Origin of the sequence: Kitasatospora sp. MY 5-36, assembly GCF_001182915.1 — a bacterium.
Lineage (GTDB): Bacteria > Actinomycetota > Actinomycetes > Streptomycetales > Streptomycetaceae > Kitasatospora.
The window spans coordinates 1-963 of the sequence record NZ_LFVW01000308.1 but is presented as its reverse complement, the minus strand read 5'-3'; the positions used below and the strand labels follow the sequence as shown (position 1 = coordinate 963).

General features: G+C 69.8%; 1 protein-coding gene. It reads right to left on the bottom strand.

The genetic code is table 11. From position 1 onward, the window contains the following. A partial coding sequence (locus AE652_RS20790) for a condensation domain-containing protein (protein ID WP_049653727.1) occupies positions 1-963 on the bottom strand: 963 nt, incomplete at both ends.

The following is a 963-nucleotide window of genomic DNA, read 5'->3' as shown; positions in this document are numbered from 1 at the left end:
GCGGCGTCGCGGTTCTCGACGCAGGTGAGGTTGAGATCGAACTTGGCGGGCGGCGTCCCAAAGGACTCGGGCTGAGCGGTGAGGCCCGGGAGTTGGAGCGTGCCCTCGTCGTTGTTCTGCAGAACGAGCATCACCTGGAACAGCGGGTGCCGGCCCAGCGAACGCACCGGGTTCAACTCCTCCACCAGCCGCTCGAACGGCAGGTCCTGGTGCGTGAACGCCGCCAGGTCCGCATCCCGGACCCGCCCCAACAGCTCACCGAAGGTCGGCTCACCCGACACATCCGTCCGCAGGACCAGGGTGTTCACGAAGAACCCGACCAGGTCGTCCAAGGCCTCGTCCGAACGCCCGGCCACCACCGTGCCGATCGGGAGGTCCGTCCCCGCACCGAAGCGCGACAGCAGAGCCGCCAAGCCCGCGTGCAGGACCATGAACAGCGTCACGCCGTGCCGACGCGCCAACGCGTCCAACTCCGCGTGCAGCTCGGGGCCGACATGGAACTCCAACAGCTCACCCTCATGCGACGCGGCGGCAGGACGGGGCCGGTCGAAGGGCAGGGCCACCTCCTGCGGCGCATCCCTCAACGTCTCGGACCAGTAGGCGAGTTGCTGGTCGAGAGCCTCCCCGAGCTGGTTGTGCTGCCAGAGGGTGTAGTCCGCGTACTGGACGGCCAGCGGCTCCCACTCCGGGGCGGCTCCGGCCAGCCGGGCCCGGTAGGCCGACGTGACCCCCTGCCAGAGCGGGCCGGAGGACCAACCGTCGCTGGCGATGTGGTGCAGGGTCAGCACCAGGACCGACTCGTCCTCGCCAAGTGCGAACAGCACGACCCGCAAGGGAAGTTCGACGGAGAGGTCGAAGACGGCGAAGGCCTCGGCCTCGATCCGCCCCGCCACCTCCGAAGCCGCGCACGGCTCGACCCTGAACGGCACCTCGACCTCACCGGCCGGCAGCACCAGCTGGCGC